General features: G+C 69.3%; 19 protein-coding genes and 3 pseudogenes. 6 read left to right on the top strand and 16 right to left on the bottom strand.

The window, feature by feature from the left end:
* Positions 1-68: 68 nt before the first annotated feature.
* Positions 69-452: pseudogene (locus L1066_RS16835) on the bottom strand (NUDIX hydrolase); the annotation flags it as partial.
* A gap of 26 nt (positions 453-478) precedes the next feature.
* On the opposite strand from L1066_RS16835, the gene L1066_RS16830 reads away from it, so the two are divergent.
* On the top strand, positions 479-673 hold the full coding sequence (locus tag L1066_RS16830; protein WP_235737413.1) for a hypothetical protein: 195 nt from the start codon (positions 479-481) through the stop codon (positions 671-673).
* Positions 674-720: 47 nt separating this feature from the next.
* Here the strand turns inward: L1066_RS16830 and L1066_RS16825 are convergent, their stop codons facing one another.
* Both L1066_RS16825 and L1066_RS16820 read right to left on the bottom strand, forming a co-directional pair.
* Complete coding sequence (locus tag L1066_RS16825; RefSeq protein ID WP_235737412.1) at positions 721-1,941, bottom strand: CsbD family protein; 1,221 nt, start codon at positions 1,939-1,941, stop codon at positions 721-723.
* Between the two features lie 17 nt (positions 1,942-1,958).
* On the bottom strand, positions 1,959-2,963 hold the full coding sequence (locus L1066_RS16820; protein ID WP_235737411.1) for a helix-turn-helix transcriptional regulator: 1,005 nt from the start codon (positions 2,961-2,963) through the stop codon (positions 1,959-1,961).
* Between the two features lie 80 nt (positions 2,964-3,043).
* Between L1066_RS16820 and L1066_RS16815 the strand changes: the two genes are divergently transcribed.
* A complete protein-coding gene (locus L1066_RS16815) occupies positions 3,044-3,187 on the top strand; it encodes a GPGG-motif small membrane protein (protein ID WP_235737410.1) in 144 nt (47 codons plus the stop codon).
* 280 nt (positions 3,188-3,467) lie between these two features.
* The gene (locus L1066_RS16810) at positions 3,468-3,875 is read left to right on the top strand and encodes a DUF5709 domain-containing protein (protein ID WP_235737409.1); all 408 of its coding nucleotides are present in this window, start codon (positions 3,468-3,470) and stop codon (positions 3,873-3,875) included.
* Here the strand turns inward: L1066_RS16810 and L1066_RS16805 are convergent.
* The 4 genes from L1066_RS16805 to L1066_RS16790 form a co-directional block, all read right to left on the bottom strand.
* Positions 3,856-5,343 carry an MFS transporter gene (locus L1066_RS16805; protein WP_235737408.1) on the bottom strand — a complete coding sequence of 496 codons (1,488 nt, stop codon included), beginning with the start codon at positions 5,341-5,343 and terminating at the stop codon, positions 3,856-3,858. The two genes, L1066_RS16810 and L1066_RS16805, sit on opposite strands and share 20 nt — an antisense overlap.
* A complete protein-coding gene (locus L1066_RS16800; RefSeq protein ID WP_235737407.1) occupies positions 5,340-6,686 on the bottom strand; it encodes a M20/M25/M40 family metallo-hydrolase in 1,347 nt (448 codons plus the stop codon). Before L1066_RS16800 ends, L1066_RS16805 begins: the two co-directional genes overlap by 4 nt.
* 49 nt (positions 6,687-6,735) lie before the next feature.
* The gene (locus L1066_RS16795; protein ID WP_235737406.1) at positions 6,736-7,395 is read right to left on the bottom strand and encodes an SGNH/GDSL hydrolase family protein; all 660 of its coding nucleotides are present in this window, start codon (positions 7,393-7,395) and stop codon (positions 6,736-6,738) included.
* 89 nt (positions 7,396-7,484) lie between these two features.
* Positions 7,485-8,018: a hypothetical protein gene (locus tag L1066_RS16790; RefSeq protein WP_235737405.1), complete on the bottom strand. Its 534-nt coding sequence runs from the start codon at positions 8,016-8,018 to the stop codon at positions 7,485-7,487.
* On the opposite strand from L1066_RS16790, the gene L1066_RS16785 reads away from it, so the two are divergent.
* Positions 8,017-8,511: an O-acetyl-ADP-ribose deacetylase gene (locus L1066_RS16785; RefSeq protein ID WP_235737404.1), complete on the top strand. Its 495-nt coding sequence runs from the start codon at positions 8,017-8,019 to the stop codon at positions 8,509-8,511. The genes L1066_RS16790 and L1066_RS16785 overlap by 2 nt on opposite strands.
* A gap of 21 nt (positions 8,512-8,532) precedes the next feature.
* Here the strand turns inward: L1066_RS16785 and L1066_RS16780 are convergent, their stop codons facing one another.
* The 4 genes from L1066_RS16780 to leuE form a co-directional block, all read right to left on the bottom strand.
* Positions 8,533-8,805 (bottom strand): hypothetical protein, encoded by a 273-nt coding sequence (locus L1066_RS16780; protein ID WP_235737403.1) that lies wholly within the window; start codon positions 8,803-8,805, stop codon positions 8,533-8,535.
* Complete coding sequence (locus tag L1066_RS16775; protein ID WP_235737402.1) at positions 8,802-9,065, bottom strand: hypothetical protein; 264 nt, start codon at positions 9,063-9,065, stop codon at positions 8,802-8,804. The genes L1066_RS16780 and L1066_RS16775 overlap by 4 nt, the downstream gene beginning before the upstream one ends.
* A gap of 107 nt (positions 9,066-9,172) precedes the next feature.
* A complete protein-coding gene (locus L1066_RS16770) occupies positions 9,173-9,643 on the bottom strand; it encodes a DUF4442 domain-containing protein (protein ID WP_235737401.1) in 471 nt (156 codons plus the stop codon).
* Positions 9,644-9,664: 21 nt separating this feature from the next.
* Positions 9,665-10,318, bottom strand: a complete 654-nt coding sequence (gene leuE / locus L1066_RS16765; RefSeq protein WP_235737400.1) for a leucine efflux protein LeuE — start codon at positions 10,316-10,318, stop codon at positions 9,665-9,667.
* A 124-nt stretch (positions 10,319-10,442) separates the two neighbouring features.
* Between leuE and L1066_RS26935 the strand changes: the two genes are divergently transcribed.
* Together L1066_RS26935 and L1066_RS26930 are read left to right on the top strand one after the other, a co-directional pair.
* Entirely contained in the window at positions 10,443-11,024 is a 582-nt protein-coding gene (locus tag L1066_RS26935; RefSeq protein WP_283095480.1) for an aldehyde dehydrogenase family protein, read from the top strand.
* Between the two features lie 88 nt (positions 11,025-11,112).
* Positions 11,113-11,922, top strand: a complete 810-nt coding sequence (locus tag L1066_RS26930) for an aldehyde dehydrogenase family protein (RefSeq protein WP_312008022.1) — start codon at positions 11,113-11,115, stop codon at positions 11,920-11,922.
* Positions 11,923-12,121: 199 nt separating this feature from the next.
* Here L1066_RS26930 and bar read toward each other — a convergent pair whose 3' ends face one another.
* The 5 genes and pseudogenes from bar to L1066_RS26920 all read right to left on the bottom strand — a co-directional run.
* A complete protein-coding gene (gene bar, locus L1066_RS16755; RefSeq protein WP_235737399.1) occupies positions 12,122-13,216 on the bottom strand; it encodes a barbiturase in 1,095 nt (364 codons plus the stop codon).
* A gap of 50 nt (positions 13,217-13,266) precedes the next feature.
* The gene (locus tag L1066_RS16750) at positions 13,267-14,205 is read right to left on the bottom strand and encodes a carbamate kinase (RefSeq protein ID WP_235737398.1); all 939 of its coding nucleotides are present in this window, start codon (positions 14,203-14,205) and stop codon (positions 13,267-13,269) included.
* Positions 14,206-14,298: 93 nt separating this feature from the next.
* Positions 14,299-15,111, bottom strand: coding sequence for an NmrA family NAD(P)-binding protein (locus tag L1066_RS16745; protein WP_235737418.1), 813 nt, complete (start codon positions 15,109-15,111; stop codon positions 14,299-14,301).
* A gap of 318 nt (positions 15,112-15,429) precedes the next feature.
* Positions 15,430-16,274, bottom strand: a pseudogene (locus L1066_RS26925) (hydantoinase B/oxoprolinase family protein); the annotation flags it as partial.
* Positions 16,268-16,915 (bottom strand): annotated as a pseudogene (locus L1066_RS26920) (hydantoinase B/oxoprolinase family protein); the annotation flags it as partial. The pseudogenes L1066_RS26920 and L1066_RS26925, both read right to left, overlap by 7 nt.
* Positions 16,916-17,000 lie beyond the last annotated feature (85 nt).

Raw genomic sequence — 17,000 nt, 5'->3', positions numbered from 1 at the left:
ATTCGTAACCAAGTTACGTCGTTTTTCGTGTGCCGCTTCACTGGGTGATCCCGAGGTGCGCCTGGCCCTCAGTCTCTGGATTCGAGCGTGACGCCGGCGCGGCGCAGCAACTGGTCGACGATGCGCCCGGTGGCGCCCCAGACCAGGTGACCGTCGACCGTGAAGTGGGGCATGCGGATCGGCACCTTCAACTCCCACAGGCGACGTGTGGAGTGTCCGGCGATGAGATCTGCGACGGTGAACTCGAGCACTTGGGCGACCTCGGTGGGCTGCAGACGCCAGGCGATCCCTGCCGGAATGCGCGCCACGATGGGGTGGATGGCGAAGTTGGTGACGAAGGTGCCGCTCGGCTCCAGTGCGCCGAGAACCTCGACGTCATCGGGGGCGAGACCGATCTCCTCCTGGGCTTCACGCAACGCGGTCTCGACGAAGTCCTCCCCCTCGTCGCGGCGACCGCCGGGAAGGAGATCTCACCAGCGTGCTTGCGCAGGTCCCGGTTGCGTTCGGTGAACACGAGGGCAGGGCCGGCCGGGGTCTCGAAGACCGGCACCAGCACGGCCGCATCGACCCGCCCCGACGACGTCATCGCCGCAGCTTCATCCGGGTCCAGGAGGTTGCGGGCCAGATCGACCAGGTCAGGCATGGACCCAGCCTCTCACCCGACCGGACGTGACAGGACCCGGCCTCGAGGGCCGGGTCCTGCAGCTCGAGGCGGGAGGCTCAGTTGAGCTTGTCCTTGATGCTGTCGGCGACCGACTCGACCTTCTCCTTGATCGAGGCCTTGGCCTGGTCGGCCTTGCCCTCGTTCTTGAGCTCGTCGTCGTTCGTGGCAGCGCCTGCAGCCTCCTTGGCACGGCCCTTCAGGTCGTCTGCCTTCTCCTCGAAACCCATGTGGTGCTCCCTTCGGTTGATGCGGCTGACCATGGCGCGGTACCCATCCGACCGCACTCCACACGTCCGGCGGTGGGCCGGCGCCGAGGTCAGGGTGCGACCGGTCGGGTGTGGTGGTCGAGCAACTCCCGCGCCAGCTCGGGTCCGGCCGAGATCAGGTCGACCGGGAAGAGCACCCGGGTCTCCTCGCCACCGACGAGCGTGAGCAGGCCGACGCGCCAGCTGACGGGCTCCAGCAGGGCGAGGTCGGCGGTGAAGGTGGCCTCGTCCTCCGCGACGACCTGCACCGATTCGGCATACATGTCGGCGGACCAGCGCGCCTCGTGGGAAGCTGCATCCGCACGGAGGTGAGCTCACGCTGACCGAGCAGGAGCTCGGCGAGGCCGACCGGGGTTCGAAACCCTCGCCCGTGGTCTCGGCGCTGCGGATGTTGCTGAGCAGATAGGTGCGCAGCGCCCCGTCAGCGCCCACGGGTCCGGCATCGACCTCCCAGCCGCGGCGGGTCTGCACCAGTCGCAGCGGATGGATGTCGCGCGTGGAGACACCCGCGTGCCACGCACGTGAATACTCGATGCGCACGACCTGCTGGCCGGTCACCGCGTCCTGCAGCAACCCGAGCACCTCGCCGTGCGCCGTGTGCCGCGGCTCGGCCGGGGCCCCCAGCATGGTCTCGGTGAGCACGTCGACCGCACTGGCCAGGTCATCGTCGTCGGGCTGCAGCTCGAGCAGTGCCACCGCGGCGGTGTGGATCAGCGCCAGCTCATCGGCATCGAGGAGCTCGACCCCGAGGTCATCGGCGTCGGAGACGACGCGCACCACCTCGGCCTTCGTCGGGTCCTCCTCGGAGCCGTCAGGACCGAGGAACTCCAAGGTCGCGACCCGCGACAGGCCGAGGGTCCACATCGGATCGGCCGTGAAGTAGGCCAACAGGTCTTCGCGCAGCTCCTTCTCCCCGATCCCCTCCGCGGCCGCCAAGGTGGCCAGCGGCATGCCGTCGCGGTGCTCGGCCAAGGTGGCCAGCACCCGCGGCAGTCGGGCGATGCGACTCACGTATCCGGGCGTCGCCATCACAGACCTGCCATCTCACGCAGCTCGGCGAGGAGCTCCTCGCGCACGTCGTCCGGTCCGACCAGCACCACCCGGGTGCCGAGTGCCTGCAGCCGCGAGCGCAGCGCAGCGCGGTGAGTGACGTCGTACACCAGCTCCACCCATCCGCCGGGTAGCGTGCGCTCCTCGCGTGGGGAGGCGAGCCAACGGTGCACGTCGGGCACGAACTCGGCACGGCAACGCAACGTGACCTCGGTGTGCGGGTCGACCGGCCACCGCATCGGGTGGAGGTTGCGACGCTGCGCCGGCGGCACCGGGTGCGCGGTGCCGGGGGCATCGGCGGAGACCTCGCTCATCCGCGAGAGCACGAACGACTTGGTGACGTCACCCCCGTCCTCGAGGCCGGTGAGATACCAGGTGCCGTTGGTGCGCAGCACCGACGCAGGATGGATGACGCGCTCGCTGCCCTTGTAGCGAAAGCGCAACAAGGCGTTGCGGCGTACGGCGCCGGCCACCACGTCGAACGCCGCCCCGGGGCCGCTCAACGACGTACGAGCGCTGGCCTGCGAGACCTCGGCCGGGCGGGCCTCGTCGGGCAGCTGGAGCGCAGCGACGAGGTCGTCACGATCCGCGAGCAGGGCGGCACGTTGGAGGGCCGCGCGCTGCTCCGCGGTGAAGGCGACCCGCAGCCGGTTGTCACCCTTCACCATCCGGTAGCGGGTCTCCTCGCTCTCGCCGGTGATGTTGTCGATCTGCCAGCCCTGGGCCCGGAGGTAGCGGAACTCGCGGGCGAGTTGGGAGAGGGGGTCGGACTGGCCGAAGCCCCCGATCCGGCACAAGGTGGTGGCCGAGACGCCGTCATCGCCGGCCTGGCTCAACACCGACATCAGTCGAACGAGACGCTCCATCGCGCCCCGCTGTCCCCCACTGGCCATGCACACCTCCGACTCGAGCCCCCAGTCTTGCAGGAGTCCGGTCGCGGCGCGGGGACCGGCCCACAGGACCTGTGGAGGGAAATTGATCACGGTGAGGAGGTATGTCCGGCGCTGCTCGGGGCACCGGTCTGCTGGGACGGGCCATGAAGGGCCCGGGATAGGAGCAAGTCATGGCATTACTTCTGTGGATTCTGGCCGTCATCCTGGTCGTGAGCGGGATCTTCTCGCTCATTCGAGGACAGATCCTGTGGGGCGTGGTGTTGATCATCGTCGGCCTGCTGGTGGGGCCGGGCGGAGTCAGTCTCTTCACATGATCTGCTCCTGAGAGCGTGACGTCCCGCGCCGGCCGGTGAGACCTCCGGCCGGCGCGGCTGTGCTCCGTCCCCTCCGCCGTCCCACCCGCCCCGTGGGCCTCAAGTTTCCCCGCCCGGGCGGGGAAATGGGTGCCTGGTGCGCGTAGCAACAGCCACCAGGAATGCAATTTCGCTGCCCAGTCCAACACCTGGAAGCAACCGGCACCGGCCGCGCATCGATCTCGGCGACCCGCACTGCGATGACCACACATGCCGGCGGCCCCGCGGGGTACCGGAACCCATGGACGATTCCGATCAACTGCAACCACAAGACACCCTCGATGATCGCGGCGTCGACGACGTCCTGGACGAGGGGTACTCCCCGCCCGAGCGACTCCGCGGTTCGACCGCGAAGGGGGTGACCGCACGCGAGGAACTCGAGGGCGAGTCACTGGAGGAACGCATGGCGCAGGAGGACCCTGACCCGAATGCGTCGATCGCCTACGGCGGCGAGTCACCCGGTGACGACGAGGACGCCGATCCCTCCGACTTCTCGGTCGGCGACGATCGCAGCGGCCGGCTCGTCGCGCCCGACCAAGGCGTCGGGGAGGACACCGACTCCGCGTCGTACGCCACCGACGTGGGCATCGACGGCGCAGGCGCCAGCGCCGAGGAGGCGGCGATGCACGTCATGCCCGAGGAGGAGTGAGACTCACTCCTCCTCGGCGTGGCATCCGCGAGAGCGCCGCTGCGGCCAGCAGCGCGGAGACCGCGCACAGCCCCCACACGGTGAGGTAGCCCGACAACGGGGCATGACCTTGGTCGGTGTCGAGCGAGCCCGTGGCCGAGAGCGCGATCGCGAAGACGGCCGAGGCGATCGCCCCGCCCATCGTCTTGGTGGCATTGGTCATGCCGGTGACGAAGCCGGTGCGTTCCGGCGGCGCCGCCGAGGCCGCCATCGCGGGCAGCGCGGCCACCAAGGCTCCGGACCCGACGCCGATCACGGCCATGTTGACGAGGGCCTGCAGGGTGGACCCGTGCAGCGGGAGCCACAACCCGTAGCCGACGGCCACCAGCAACGCCGACCCCACCAGCGCGCGCCGGTCGCCCAGCAACCGTGCGGTCAGGGGCAGCGTGAATGCACCGACGGCCATGAAGATCACGTAGACACCCACCAACGTCGACACGAAGGACGCGCTCGCGCCGAGGCCGTAGCCGACGACCTCCGGGTCGGTGCGGGCGAACGTCGACAACGGGATCTGCGCGCCAAGCACCGACATGCCGAAGAGGAACGCGCACAGTTGTACCGGCCACTGTCCACGAGTGGCCATCAGGCGTACGTCGACGAGCGGCTCGGACTGGCGCAGCTCCACCTGCACGAAGCCGGCCAGGACGCCGATCCCGGCCACGATGAACCCCCACGCCAGCACGCTGCCCGGGCCTTCGAGGCGGATCGTGATGAGGCCCGTCATGACCAGACCGATGCCGGCGGTCAACAGTCCGAGGCCGGAGAGATCGAACTGTCGTACGTCGAGGCGCCCCTCCTGGGTTCCCGGTACGTTCTCGATGCCGAACCAGATCAGCACCAGGCACAGCGTCACCACGATCGCCGGCAGCGCCAACAGCACCGTCATCGAGGTCCTGGTCACCAACGCACCACTCGTCAGCGCGCCGACGATGACCGACAGCTCCAGCGCGCCGACGAGGATCGCGGCCGCTCGCCGGGTCAGGGCGTGCTGCTGCCGACTGCCTGCCGTGCGGCGATAGATGATCGCCACCTCCAACGGCAACCACACCACGTAGGCGCCCTGCAGGGCCGAACCGATGAGGAAGGTCGTGAAGCTCGGCGCGAGCGCCATGATCCACGAGCCCAGGGCGGTGACTGCCGTGGAGGCCAGCAACACCTTCTTGTGCCCGAGGAGGTCTGCCAGTCGCGCCAGCGGTGGCACCACCAACGCCGAGACGATCAGCTGCGCGGCCTCGAACCAGTTGACGTCGGCGTCGGCGATCGACAGGTGGCCGGCGATGTCGCTGAAGATCGGCGTGTAGTAACCCTGCAGGATGCCGCTGGCGAACTCCACGCACACCAAGAACCCGACGACGGCGGTCAGTCCCTTGACCCCGTCCCCCACCGTGGGCGTACGTCGCGAGGCGGGGGCCGGCGTACCCGCGCTCATGCCGGCAGGCCTTCCAGCAGCCGCCGGTACCAGTCGATCCCCTCGAGGAACGTCTCGATGCCGAGGTGCTCGTCGTAGGAGTGGATCGCCTGGCGCTGCGCCTTGCTCATCCGGAACGGCGCGAAGCGATAGACCCGCGGGCAGATCTTCGTGAAGAAGCGACTGTCGGTCGCCGCCATCATCACGTAGGGCGTCACGACCGCCTCGGGGAACGTGTCGGTGATCGTGCGCTCCACCAGGCGGAACGCCTCGTCGTCGATCGGCGAGACCGGGCTGGCCTCACCCTCCTCCACGACGTCGACGCGGATGTCGTCGTCCTTGATCACCCGTCGCACGTGGGCCACCGCGTCGGCCACCGTGTCGCCGACCATCACCCGGACATTGATGCCGGCCCTGGCCGTGGCGGCGATGACGTTGATCGCTGGCGACCCGGCAAGGGTGGTGATGGCGAAGGTGGTGCGCACGAGTGCGGCCGGTTCGGGGCCGGCCGCCACGAGGGCCTTGGCCAGCACCGGACGCAGTCGGTCGACGCCGGTGACCTTGCCGACCAGGGCGCCGATCGGGCCGGGCAGGTGCGGCGCGACCCGCCGGAACATCTCGACCGTGGTGTCGGGAAGGCGCGCAGGCATGGCGTGGGCATCGAGTCGGGCGAGGGCCTTGCTGAGGCGCACCGTCGGACCGTTGCGCGCCGGTGTCGACGCGTGTCCACCGCGCCCCTCCGCCGTCAGCTCGAGCGACGTGGTGCCCTTCTCGGTCACGCCGACGACTCCGAGGGGGACGACGAGGCCCGGCAATGCCTCCCCTGCGATCGCACCGCCCTCGTCGAGGACGAACCACGGAGTGACCCCGCGGCGTACCAGCTCCTCAACCGCGAGCGAGGCTGCATCACCGGAGACCTCCTCATTGCACCCGAAGGAGAGCCAGACGTCCTGCGCGGGCACGAACCCCTCGGCAAGGAGGCGTTCCACGGCCTCACAAGCGGCGACCAGCTGACCCTTGTCGTCGAGGGTGCCGCGCCCCCAGACCGCGCCGTCGTGGATCTCGGCTCTGAAGGCCGGGAACTGCCAGGGAGAGCCGTCATCGACCGGCACCACGTCGAGATGCGCCATCAGCACGACCGGCTTCTCGTCGTTGCGTCCAGCCCAGTGGAAGAGCAGCCCGTGGGTGTCGACGTGGGTCAACTCGAGGTGCTCGTGCACCAACGGGAACTGGCGCGCGAGCTCGACGAGGAACGCGTCGAACGCGGCGGTGTCGACGAGGCTCGGGTCCCGGTGGGAAACCGTCGGAATCCGGATCAGGGTCCGGAGCTTCTCCACGGCTGGATCGATGGTCTGTGCTCCCATGCGAGCACAGTAGCCGCGAGATTCGACGCTGGGTGAGCTTCTGGGACGGCTAGGAGCACTTCTTCACGGTGCGCGCCACACCACGCGCCCAGACCTTCCGGCCCTTGACGGTCGGGTGCACGCCGTCGGCCAGGATCAACTTCGCCGCGTTGCGTCGTGCTCGACGGTGCCAGTTGAACACGCAGGTGTGTGGTCGCTCCCGAGCGATCTGTCGTACGTCGCGGGTGTATTGATCCATCAGGTCAGCCAGCTTTCCCGGACCTGCCTTCGTCGGCCGCCAGCGCTGCGGATCGCGCCACGTCGTCGTGAAGGTGACGCGGGTCGTCTCCGGCAACAGCTCCAAAGCCGCCCGGTAGTCCTCCGCGCCCCAGCTGGGGTGACCGTTGGCCCCGAGGGCGACCACGACGTTCTTGGGAGCGGGGCTCAGTTGCATCCGCGCCTCCAGCAGCTCGGGCAGCTGCCGCACGTTGCGCCCGGCGACGGCATCGACCTGCCACGCGGGCTTGCGAGCGTGCAGTTGCCTACGGGAGTGGAAGGCGATCGAGTCGCCGACGATGTAGACGCTGCTGGGACGGACCACGACATCTGCCTCGGGGACACCCGCCGCCGGCAGCGCAGCGCTCGTCAGCAGTCCGCAGATGAGTGCTGCAGTGACCACGACGCTGGAAGCAAACCGGCCCGCTCCGGGGCCACCCCACAGGTTCATCACGCGGAACAATGTAAGAGATGCCGCGATCGCCCGCACAAGGAACCGTCAGGTTCCCGCGATCCACGCGCCGTGGCTCGTCGAGGACAGGCTCAGTGGGTGGCACCGGGAGCCGGGATGCTCCGGTCGGCCCCGTCGTCGACGCGCACCTCGAAGTCGTAGCCGCCGTCCAGGGTCGCCGTCGCGAACACTGCCGGGGAGCCCGGCGTCACCACGAACGTGTCGGTGAGTTCATTGAGGTTGACGCCACCGCTGTCACCCTGCGGCGCCATCTCCTCGGAGGTCTCGATGGTGATCTCGTCTCCGTCGACTTCGACCACTTCGATGTCGATCCCACCCATCACCTCGACCCGCACCTGCTCCCCCACGCCACCCTTCAGCTGCAGTTGCGCGACCGTGGGCTGGTGATCGGGCTCCCAACCGTTCCAGTCCGAGAACTCGACCACCAGGTCGCGCGCCGGCCCGGTGGACGTGCCAGCGTCCGAGTCATCACAGGCCGTGGCGATGGCAACCATCAGGACGAGAGCGGGCAGTGCGGTCAGCGACTTCGGCATCCTCATGGTGGGTGGGACGGCGTACGTCGCCCGGTGGTTCCCGCTGGAGCCTCGACGTAGCGTGGCTGCCATGAAGCTGGCCGTGGTCCGAGGAGACATCACCGAGCAGCAGGTGGATGCCGTGGTCAACGCTGCCAACAGCCGGATGCGCGGAGGTGGAGGGGTCGACGGGGCGATCCATCGGGCGGGCGGGCCAACGGTGCTGGAGGACTGCGTCGCACGGTTTCCCGACGGCCTGGTCACCGGCGACGCCGGGTGGACGACCGCCGGCGACCTGCCGGCACGATGGGTGATCCACACCGTGGGCCCGGACCGGCGAGTTGGCCAGAGAGACCGTTCGCTCCTCACCTCCTGCTATCGCCGATGTCTCCAGGTCGCCGACGACCTCGGCGCACGCTCGGTCGCCTTCCCGTTGGTCGGCGCCGGTGTCTACGGCTGGCCGGCCGACGTTGCCGCCCGGACCGCCGTGGAGACGCTGCGCGACACACCCTCGCAGGTCGAAGAGGCGCTCATCGTGGCGTTCTCCGAGCCACTTCGTGCGCTGGTGGCGGCGCTGCTGGACTGAGGCCTCCCAACCCGGCCCCGCTCAATCACTGTCGTCGGGGCCGGCACCGGAATGGGTCGCCGGCCCTTCAGCCATGGCGCCGCCCTCAGAGGTCCAGTCGGACGAAGTGCCGTCGTCGGACGATGGATCGCGTGAGTCGTCGAGATCAGGATCGCTCACGACGTCGGGCTCACGCTGCGGCTCGTCCTCACGGTCGGGCAGGTGCTCACTGCTGCGGGTTCCTCTCGGGTCGGACCAGTTCGGTACCCACGTCGAGCCCGGCCAGCTGTCGCCGAGCCGCGGCGCACCACTCACAGTGCCCGGACCCGCAGCTGCACGCCGTCGGCTCGCGCCTTCAGCTGCCAGGTCACCAGGCAGTCGCGGCAGATCAGGTGCACCGTGACTGCGCAGTCGCACCCGGCTTCGAGGCACACCACCGTCACCCTGAACTCGGCCACCTCCGGGCAGGACCAGCGGCGCTCACCTGCTTCATGGACACACTCGCACGGCGGTTGCCTCCCTCGGTCGGTCTCGAGCCGGGAGAACACGTCGGGGTCGTCGGTCAGCGATGCCATGGGAACCTCCAGGTCGGTCGGAGCGCCCAGCCTGCGCCCCGCCTCCGACACATCCCGGGTCCTGTCCACAGGCGCCGCTGCGCGTCACCGGCCCCGCGCGGACCCGGTCAGTCGAGGAGTCTGCGCACGTAGAGCTGGCGGCGCAGCCGCGCCACCACTTCACCCGCCTCGTCCGTGAGGTCGATGTCGAACCACCGCAGGTGCTTCTGCCCGCTGGCGGTGGCGATCCGCATCGCCTCGACCGTCTCCGGTCCCACCTCGATGCGGGCGGTCACCGCGCTTCGCCCGGGGCGGATGAAGTCGATCTCCGCGGCCTTGTCCCAGCAGGCGTATCCGGGGCCGAGTTGTCGGTCGGCGAGGATCGGCAGGAATGGGTCCGTCATCGAGAAGAGGGTGCCGCCGAACGCGGTGCCGAAGAAGTTCGCGTTCTCAGCGGTCAACTCCATCCGCACCACGGCGTGGCTCCAGTCCGGCGCGATCTCGGTGACCGACACCTTGGCGGCGACGAAGGTGGGCCACTGGTTGATCAGCGCGCGGAACTCCTCGGGGCTGAACTTCATCTCTGCAGGGGTGCTCACAGGGCAGGCTCCTTCGGGTTTTCAGACAGCGGAGGCGAGTGCGAGCTTCAGCGCGAACCCGAGGAAGACCGCGCCCACGACCGTGGTGCCGCCGGCCGCCAACGCCCGCCGGCGACGTACGGCCGCGGCCAGTCGGGCGCCGGTGAAGATGAGCGCGCTGAGATAGAGGAAGCTGGCGATCTCGACGAGCGCGCCGAGCACCAGGAACGACAGCGCGGGCTGCGCATAGGCCGGGTCGACGAACTGCACGAAGAAGGCGATGAAGAAGAGGATCGCCTTGGGGTTGAGCAGGCTGATCACCAGCGCCCGACGGAACGGCCGCTCAACCGGGACCCGTTTGTCGACGACCTCCTCGACCATGTCGCTGTCCTTGCGGTGCCACACGCCCCACGCGCCGCGCAACATGCCGATCGCGAGCCACCCGAGATATCCGGCGCCGAGATACTTGATGACGTCGAAGACCAGGTCGTTGGCCTTCAGCACCGAGGCGACACCGGCCGCCGAGAGCACCATGAGCACCGCGTCGCCGGTGAAGACGCCGCACGCAGCCGCATAGCCGGTGCGCACGCCCTTGCGTGCCGCGACGGAGAGCACATACATCGAGTTGGGCCCGGGCAGCAGGACGATCAGGATCATCCCGATCAGATAGGTCCCCAGGTCCGTGATGCCCCACACGCGGGAATCATCCCACCACCCGGCTCGTTTGGGTACGCCGCGACGCAGCAACCGCAGCCCTCTTGCCGACCGCGCCGAGCGGCGTACTGTCACCACTGACTGCCCGCCACCCTCAGGAGGTCTGATGTCCGTCGTCCCCGAAGCCCTGCGCACCTATGTCGCTGATCTGGACCCGGGGCACGGGATCTGGGCCGGCGGCCCGTCTGCCGGCGAAGGTGGACGTACCTTCGTGGTGCTCGACCCGGCCGACGACTCCGAGATCGCCCAGGTCTCCAACGGATCCGCGGTCGATGCCGTACGTGCAGTGGATGCGGCAGCCGGAGCCTTCCCCGGGTGGGCTGCGACGGCGCCCCGTGAGCGCAGCGAGGTGCTGCGTCGAACCTTCGAGATCATGCACGCCGAGGCCGAGCAGCTCGCCGGACTGATGGCGTGGGAGAACGGCAAGTCGCTGGCCGATGCCCGCGCCGAGGTCAGCTACGCCGCCGAGTTCTTCCGATGGTTCTCCGAGGAGGCCGTGCGCACCGAAGGCAACTACGGGAGCTCGCCGGCCGGCGGCACCCGCACGATCGTGACCCATCGTCCTGTCGGCGTCGCCGCCCTCGTGACCCCGTGGAACTTCCCGGCCGCGATGGCCACGCGCAAGATCGGCCCGGCGCTGGCCGCCGGTTGCACGGTGGTGCTCAAACCCGCCTCCGAGACTCCCTGACCGCGCTCGCCATCGCCAGGGCGCTCTCGCGCGCGGGGGCTCCCGACGGTGTGGTCAACGTGGTGCCGTCAAGGGACGCGGGAGGGTGGTGACCGCCTGGCTCGAGGACGAACGGGTCCGCAAGATCTCCTTCACCGGCTCCACCGGGGTCGGCCGGCAGCTGCTGGGACAGGCCGCTGACCGTGTCGTCAACACCTCCATGGAGCTCGGTGGCAACGCACCCTTCGTGGTGGGTCCCGATGCCGACGTGGCGGCCGCCGTCGAGGGCGCGATGTTGGCGAAGTTCCGCAACGGCGGCCAGGCCTGCACCGCTGCCAACAGGTTCTACGTGCACGCCGACGTGGTCGACGACTTCGTGGCGAGGTTCGGTGCCGAGATCGAGGCGCTGAGCGTCGGACCGGCTTTCGAGGACCACCAGATCGGCCCCCTGATCACCGCCAAGGCCCGCACGAAGGTCGTGGAGCTGCTCGACCAGGCAACCGCTGTCGGAGCCACGGTCTCCCACCGCAGCGCCGCCCCCGACGGCCCTGGCCACTTCCATCCGGCAGTGCTGGTCACCGACGTCCCGCCCGATGCGCAGTTGTTGGCCGAGGAGGTCTTCGGCCCCGTCGCACCGGTGGTGACGTGGACCTCCGACGACGAGGTCGTGGCGCTGGTGAACGGCACCGAGTTCGGCCTGTCGGCCTACGTGTTCGGCAGCCTCGGCTGGGCACTCCCCTTCGCCGAGCGCATCGACGCCGGCATGGTCGGCGTCAACCGCGGCCTCGTCTCCGACCCCGCGGCCCCGTTCGGCGGGGTCAAGCAGAGCGGCATCGGACGCGAGGGATCGCGCGAGGGCATCCGCGAGTACCAGGAGACCCAGTACTTCTCCGTCGACTGGCCCGCGAGCCAGCAGTAGTTGCGCCCGCGACGAGGTCAGGGAACCGCAAAGTTGCGCGACCTCGCGGGACAAGGTGCGCGACCTCGCGGGACAACTTGCGCGACCTCGCGGGGACGGGCGGGTCGGAGGACTCCCGACCCGCCCGCATCTCATCCCCTGGTCATCACTCGGGGCCCGACTGCGCTCGAACCACGTGCGCCGGGCCCGACGTACGCCGTCACGACATGTCGACGATGGCGGCGACGGGGCCGCCACCCTCAGGACCCTGGTGGGCAGCGGAGACGGACACGAAGACGGCCGGGTCACCGGTCACTGCCGCGGTCACACCACCGACACAGGACTTGATCTGACGGTGCCAGTGCACGTCGGAATCGTCGAGCATGGCGTTGCGGCGACCACGGACCTCGCCGGACTGCGACGCCTCACACTTGAGGAACACGTTGACGAGGCGGCCGTCGAGATCGGACGTGCGCGGGCGCTCGGGCAGGTCGAGGCCGGCGCTCTTGATGGCCTCCCAGATGCCGTCCGCGTCGAGCGCGTCCTGCATCACCGAGTGACCGATGCGGTAGTTGCCGCCGACGCCGCGGGCGTTGCCGACCACCACGATCTGCGCCTGGTCGAGCTCCACGCCGGACGAGCAGGAGGCGACCGCGGAGAAGAGCTCGCGGTTGTTCATCACGTCGGCGTCGGTGGGCATCTCGATCTCGCCCAGTGCGACGGCGATGCCCAGACCGGTGACACCGTTGGAGAGGTCCATGGACTCGTGCGTGTGCTCGGTCCACACCTCCTTGCCGCGGGCCTTGGCGTCGCGGATGGTGTGGATCGTCAGCAGCGGGGTCTTGGTCTGCACGTAGTGGACGTCGGCCGGGTCGGTGATGCCGGCCTTCTCCATTGCCTCCTTCACTCCGGCTGCGACCTTCTCGATCATCGCGGTGTAGCCGATCTCCTCGGGCAGGATCGGCTCGCTCATCGCGAAGCCGACCGTCAGCCGCAGGTCGTCGGTGGGCTCGGCGTCGGTCGTGGCGAAGATCGTCGCGTGCGGGCTGATCACCCCGTCGGTGCCACCCGACCACACGATCGGGACCTGCTTGACCTGGTCTTCCGGCGCGCCCTTCTCGACGAGCACCTCGCGGAACGCACGGTCGGCGATGATCCGCGTGTAGTCGTTGACCCCGCCGTTGCCCTCGGTCTTGCCGATGATGGCGATGACCCGGTCGGCGGCCATCACGCCGTCGTCGATCAGCTTGGCGAGCTCCGAGGCGTCGGCGACGGAGTGGATCGGGACCTTGCGCACCTCAATGGCAGAAGGCATCAGGAGTTCCTTTCGGTTGGTACTGGGCTACTGGCTTTGTCGAGGAGAAATCAGGGTTCGGGTACGACGCGGGTCCCGGCATGTCCGTGCACCGCGTCGGTGATGTGGGCGAGATCGGTGATCACCCCGGTCTTGCCGGTTGCTTCCACGAAGTTGCACAGGGCCTCGACCTTCGGCCCCATCGATCCGGCGCCGAAGTGCCCTTCGGCCGCATAGGCGCGCATCTTCGACAACGACACCTCACCGAGCGCCTCGGCGTCCGGGGTGCCGAAGCGCAGCACCGCCTGGGGCACGTCGGTGGCGATGACCAGCACGTCGGCATCAACGAGCCGTGCGAAGAGCTCGGCACCGAGGTCCTTGTCGATCACCGCCGGCACACCCACCAGGGAGCCGTCGTCACGACGGACGACCGGGATGCCGCCGCCACCGTTGGCGACCACCACGAAACCGGCCTCGATCAACGTCTGGGCCGCCGGAGCATCCACGATCTCGAGGGGCTGGGGCGAGGCGACCACCCGGCGCCAACCCTTCTCGCCCATGTCGTGCCACACCTCGCCGTGGTCGATCAATGGCTGCGCCTCCGCGAGCGGAAGGTGCCGTCCGATCGGCTTGGTCGGCTTCTGGAATCCCGGGTCGGCGGCGTCGACGACGGTGCGGGTCACGAGGGCCGCGGTCCGTCGGACCACTGCGCGACGTGCCAGAGCGGCGTCGAGCGCATTCATCAGGATCAGCCCGAGGGTGCCCTGGGTCTGGGCGCCGCACCAGTCCAGCGGCACCGGCGGCACGACCTGGGCCGCCACCTCGTTCTTCACCAGCAGGTTGCCCACCTGCGGTCCGTTGCCATGCGTGACCACCACGTCGTGGTCGTGCTCCAGGAGTCCGGCCACCGCTGCCATCGCGGTCTCCGCGGCCTCGATCTGGTCCTCCGGACGAGCGCGTCCTTCGGCATTCGTCAAGGCGTTTCCGCCCAGTGCCATGAGTACTCTCATGCAGCCAAGTTAGTGGTGCCCGTCACCCCGTTCACCGGCAACTCTGGCCAGACCCGCGCCGATTCCTAGGCAGATGTTGTGCACTGCGATCGCTCAGCCCAACTCACGGCGCACGACCTCGACCAACGGCAGGCCATCGCGCCCCAGGACGGCGCGCACACCGCGTCCGCCGACTGGCAGACCGTGCCGGTCGTAGTGGTCGAACATCCGCAGCAACCACGCACGCTCGCGCTCCGGCAGACCGGCTCCGGGCCCGTCGGCCCACCCTCCGGGGTCGGTACGGCGACACGCGACCTCACGCCCCAGCACCCGGGCCGCGGCACTCGCCACGTCGCTCACCGAGGCGAGCCCGGGACCGGCGATCTCATAGGTGGCCCCGAGATGGCCCTCCGGGGAGATGATCACCTCGGCGGCGACCTCACCGACATCGACGAGGTCCGCGAAGCCGAACAGGGCGTGGACGTCGTAGGGCACCGCCAGCTCGGGCACGTCGGCCCGCAGCGCCGGCAGGAAGTTCTGCACGTAGGCACCCGGTTGCAGCACCGTCCACGCCAGGCCACTGCGGCGGACTGCGTCCTCGGCATGGGCCTTCGCCAGGTGGTGGGGCATCGACGGCGCAAACGGCGACGCCACCGAGTGGTGGACGACCCGCGAGACACCGGCGGCACGGGCCGCGGCGAGGGCCTCCTCGGCGTAGGACAACTCGTCCGGATGCATGTTGGGCGCCAACAGGTAGAGCGCAACGCACCCGCGCAACGCCGCGGTCAGGCCCCCGGGGGCAGCCAGGTCGCCACGACCCAGGGCCCGGGCACTCACGCCACGCGCAGCGAGGGCACGGCAGACCGACTGTCCGGTCTTGCCGTGCCCTCCCAGCACCGCGACGCTGAGGTCAGCGGACGTCGACATCCGCGCGCTGTGCTCCCCGGCGAGCTGGGCGTAGCCCGGTCCCCGGTCGAAGAAGGCGTCGTCGTCGGACTCCCAGGCCGGCCGGCTCGCACGCTCGGCCGCGGTCGCGTCGGCGTCGTACCCGAGGGCCTGCCCCGAGCCTGTCGAGGAGTCGTCGAGCGAACCGGTGAGCACCACGCCGTAGTCGCGCAGCGCTGCCTCGACCGAGACCTTGCGCCAGACCACGTCGCGCACGACGAGCTCGGGGTCACGGGCAAGCGGGTCGCCCCAGCCGCCACCACCGGTGGTACGAATCCGGATCACCTCGCCGGCCTTGATCGGCTCGGCGTCGGCGAGGGCGTCGACATCGCGCTCGTTGGGGCCGCCCGGGTCGACGGTCACCTCGAACGGCTTGCCCGCCTTGCCACCCCGTACCCCCAGCAGGCAAGGATCGACCGGTCGGCGATGGACATGAAGTGGGCGTCCTTGAGCATGCGGATGTGCTTCTCATAGCCGAGGCCGCCTCGGTAGGTGCCGGCACCACCCGAGTCGACGGCCAGGGTCAGCGACTCCACCAGGAAGGGGAAACGCGACTCGGTGAACTCGCTCGGCAGGTTGCGGGAGTCGGGCACGACATGGATCGTGTCCTCGCCGTCGGCGTAGTAGCGACCACCGGAACCGCCACCGAGCACCTCGCGCATGAGGTAGGGACGGCCCTCGCGGTCCTCACCGTAGACGCCCGTGTAGCGGATCGTCTCCTGGTCGGCGGGCATCTTGCCGTCGACCGCCTTGGCCACCACTCCCGCCAGCACACCCAGCAGCCGCAGGATCACGAACGTGCGGGCGTTGGTCGGCGCCGGGAAGATCGGCGTCAACAACGTGCCGGGCTCAGGGAACCTCATCTCGATCAGGGGAACGATGCCCTCATTGACGTCGAGCTCGGCCATCCGCTCCGGGGTGTCGGCGAGGTTGCGCAGGATCGGTGCCAGCCACTTCTTGAGGAAGACGCCGTCGGCGTAGTCGCCGCAGTGGTTGATCGGTCCCTTGGCCTGTGGGCTGGTGCCGGAGAAGTCGAGGATGAGCCGCTCCCCTCCGGGTCCTCCGCCGCGGTCCGGGTCAGGGTGATCCGCTGGGTGTGCAGCTGCGGCTCCTCGACACCGTCGTGCTCGGCGTAGTCCTCCCACACCCACGAGCCGACAGGGATCTTCGAGAGGATCTCGCGGCGGTAGGTCTCGGTGGTGCGTTCCAGGATCGCGTCGAAGCACGACTCGACCGTCTCCACGCCATAGCGCTCGAACAGCTCACCGAGGCGACGGGCGCCCATCAGGCAGGCGGAGCACTCGGCATCGAGGTCGGCAGAGAGCGACTCGGGCATCCGGGAGTTGCGGGTCATGATCGCCAGCGCGCTGCGGTTGGGCACGCCCGCGTCCCACAGCTTGATCGGGGGCACCATCAGCCCCTCCTCGAAGACGCTGGTGGCGGCCGACGGCATCGAGCCCGGCACCGCTCCACCGATGTCGTCGTGATGGCCGAAGGCCTGCACGAACGCCACGACCTTGCCGTGCGCGAACACCGGCACGGTCACGCAGAGGTCGGGCAGGTGGCCGATGCCACCCTCGGAGCGATAGACGTCGTTGTGGAAGAAGACATCCCCCTCCTTCATCTCCTCGAGCGGGAAGTCGCGAGCGACGGGGTGCACCAGCGCCGAGTAGGACCGACCGGTCAGCTTGCGCATCAGCCGGTCGTGGATACCGGCTCGGAAGTCGTGCGCGTCGCGGATCATCGGGCTGCGGCTGGTGCGTGCGATGGCGGTCTCGACCTCCATCTCCACACTGGAGAGCGTTCCCTGGACGATCTCCACCAGCACCGGGTCGGCGCCCGCACCGCGGTCGCCGGTGAGGAAGTCGTAG

It is taken from the genome of Nocardioides alcanivorans, from assembly GCF_021555175.1.
GTDB lineage: Bacteria > Actinomycetota > Actinomycetes > Propionibacteriales > Nocardioidaceae > Nocardioides > Nocardioides alcanivorans.
The sequence above is the reverse complement of the archived record's forward strand: the minus strand, read 5'-3'. Positions and strand labels throughout refer to the sequence as shown.

Bases quoted from the DNA above. Each gene is read 5' to 3' on its own strand.
- L1066_RS16815 (WP_235737410.1), top strand. From the start codon at position 3,044: ATGGCATTACTTCTGTGGATTCTGGCCGTCATCCTGGTCGTGAGCGGG.
- L1066_RS16810 (WP_235737409.1), top strand. From the start codon at position 3,468: ATGGACGATTCCGATCAACTGCAACCACAAGACACCCTCGATGATCGC.
- L1066_RS16805 (WP_235737408.1), bottom strand. From the start codon at position 5,343: ATGAGCGCGGGTACGCCGGCCCCCGCCTCGCGACGTACGCCCACGGTG.
- L1066_RS16800 (WP_235737407.1), bottom strand. From the start codon at position 6,686: ATGGGAGCACAGACCATCGATCCAGCCGTGGAGAAGCTCCGGACCCTG.
- L1066_RS16785 (WP_235737404.1), top strand. From the start codon at position 8,017: ATGAAGCTGGCCGTGGTCCGAGGAGACATCACCGAGCAGCAGGTGGAT.
- L1066_RS16790 (WP_235737405.1), bottom strand. From the start codon at position 8,018: ATGGCAGCCACGCTACGTCGAGGCTCCAGCGGGAACCACCGGGCGACG.
- L1066_RS16775 (WP_235737402.1), bottom strand. From the start codon at position 9,065: ATGGCATCGCTGACCGACGACCCCGACGTGTTCTCCCGGCTCGAGACC.
- L1066_RS26935 (WP_283095480.1), top strand. From the start codon at position 10,443: ATGTCCGTCGTCCCCGAAGCCCTGCGCACCTATGTCGCTGATCTGGAC.
- bar (WP_235737399.1), bottom strand. From the start codon at position 13,216: ATGCCTTCTGCCATTGAGGTGCGCAAGGTCCCGATCCACTCCGTCGCC.
- L1066_RS16750 (WP_235737398.1), bottom strand. From the start codon at position 14,205: ATGAGAGTACTCATGGCACTGGGCGGAAACGCCTTGACGAATGCCGAA.
- L1066_RS16745 (WP_235737418.1), bottom strand. From the start codon at position 15,111: ATGTCGACGTCCGCTGACCTCAGCGTCGCGGTGCTGGGAGGGCACGGC.